General features: G+C 64.7%; 1 protein-coding gene and 1 pseudogene. Both read right to left on the reverse strand.

Going from position 1 to position 1,913, the window contains the following annotated elements; all coding sequences use genetic code 11:
* A pseudogene (locus WCB02_RS38755) lies at positions 1–854 on the reverse strand (RNA polymerase factor sigma-54); the annotation flags it as partial.
* Positions 855–944: 90 nt separating this feature from the next.
* Positions 945–1,913: LPS export ABC transporter ATP-binding protein (gene lptB / locus WCB02_RS38760; RefSeq protein WP_423967505.1), on the reverse strand; the 969-nt coding region annotated here is incomplete at its 5' end.

A 1,913-nucleotide genomic window follows, 5' to 3' on the forward strand; every position in this document is an offset into this window, starting at 1 on the left:
GCGCAGAGCTTGCGCAAGGCGCCGATATCGCGCTTGGCCAGCAGGTCGAGATGTTCGACCAAGGCCTGCATCGCGGGATCGTAGCGGTTGAGCTCGCGCAGCTGGATCGCCAGGCATTCGCTCAAGCTCCGCGCGCACACGCCGGGCGGATCGAACTTTTGCAACGCCGCGAGCACGGTGTCGACGTCGGCCTGCGACGCGCCGAGCCGGTCGGCGGCCTGCCCGAGATCCGGCGGCAGATAGCCTGCCTCGTCCACGAGGTCGATCAGATATTGGCCGATCATGCGCTGCGCAGGCTCGGTAAAAGCTACCGCGAGCTGCTCGGCAAGGTGGCCGGAAAGCGTCACCTCGGCGGCGACGAACGCCTCGAGATTATAGTCGTCGTCATTGGAGGCGCCCCCACCCCACTCGGTATAGGTCGTCGGCGCCGCATCCTGGGCGTTGCGTGCCGCCGCCTCGGCCGGTTCCTCGGAAAAGACGTTGTCGAGACCGGTATCGAGGGTCTGTTCGATCTCGGCCCGGCTGCCGAGCTCGCGGCTCATCCACTCTTCCTGGCCCGGCTCGAATGCGTCGCTGCCGGGCGCCATGTCGGAATGGCCCGAATCCTCGCCATTCAAGCCGCCGGACTCATCGCCATCGCCGAATTCGGGACGCTCCTGCACCGGTTCCCCGGCGACCGGAGCCTCCGGTCCGTCATTGGCGCGCTCCAGCAGCGGGTTGCGTTCGAGTTCTTCTTCGACAAAGGCCGACAGGTCGAGATTCGACAATTGTAGCAGCTTGATCGCCTGCATCAGCTGCGGCGTCATCACCAGCGACTGGGATTGGCGAAACTCTAGTCTCTGCGTCAGCGCCATGGCGGCAAGAAAGGTCCCTGAAAATGGTCCGATTCTTGCTTATCCTAGTCTGAAGCCGATGTACACGCCTTGACGAAAGCAAAAAAAGGGCTACAGGCGAAATTCCTCGCCAAGGTAAAGGCGGCGCACATCCGGGTCATTGACGATGTCGTCCGGGCTGCCCTCGGTCAAGATTTCCCCCGCATAGACGATGTAGGCGCGGTCAGTCAGGCCCAGCGTTTCCCTGACGTTGTGATCAGTGATCAAGACGCCAATACCGCGGTTGGAGGTGAGGTGACGCACCAGATCCTGAATGTCGCCGACCGCAATCGGGTCGATGCCGGCGAAGGGTTCGTCGAGCAGCATATAGTTGGGCCGCGTCGCGAGCGCGCGGGCGATTTCGACCCGCCGCCGCTCGCCACCCGATAGCGCAATCGACGGCGACTTCCGCAATCTCGTGATGTGGAATTCCTCCAGCAGCGAGTCGAGCTCCGCCTCGCGCTTGCGCTTGTTGGGCTCGACGACCTCGAGCACCGCCCGGATGTTCTGTTCCACGGTCAAGCCGCGAAAGATCGACGCTTCCTGCGGCAGATAGCCGATGCCGAGCCGTGCGCGCTGATACATCGGGAGCTGGGTGACGTCGTGGCCATCAAGCTCGATCGCACCGCGATCGGGCTTGATCAGGCCGGTGATCATGTAGAACACCGTCGTCTTGCCGGCGCCGTTCGGTCCGAGCAACCCGACCGCCTCGCCGCGGCGCACATAGACGCTCACCCCGCGGACGACCTGGCGGGAGCCGAAACTTTTTTCCACGCTATGGACGGCCAAAAAACCGGGCCGCCGCAACAATTGCGGGCCTGCCGAACCGTTACCCTTGGCGGACTTGGCCGGAGTGCTCCGCGGACGCGGCCGTTCCGCCCGAGGCCCATCCTGTGGCCGGCGCGGCAAATCGAGCGTCGAGACCGGCGCTGCGCGCGCGATCGGCGGCGCATCGCGCACCGAGTTCGCGAGCACCGCCAAGGACTCGTCGATCGCTCTGAGAACGTCGCCGGAACCGGCGAAACCCGCCTTGCCGCGCTT

Origin of the sequence: Bradyrhizobium sp., from assembly GCF_049581145.1 — a bacterium.
Classification (GTDB): domain Bacteria; phylum Pseudomonadota; class Alphaproteobacteria; order Rhizobiales; family Xanthobacteraceae; genus Bradyrhizobium.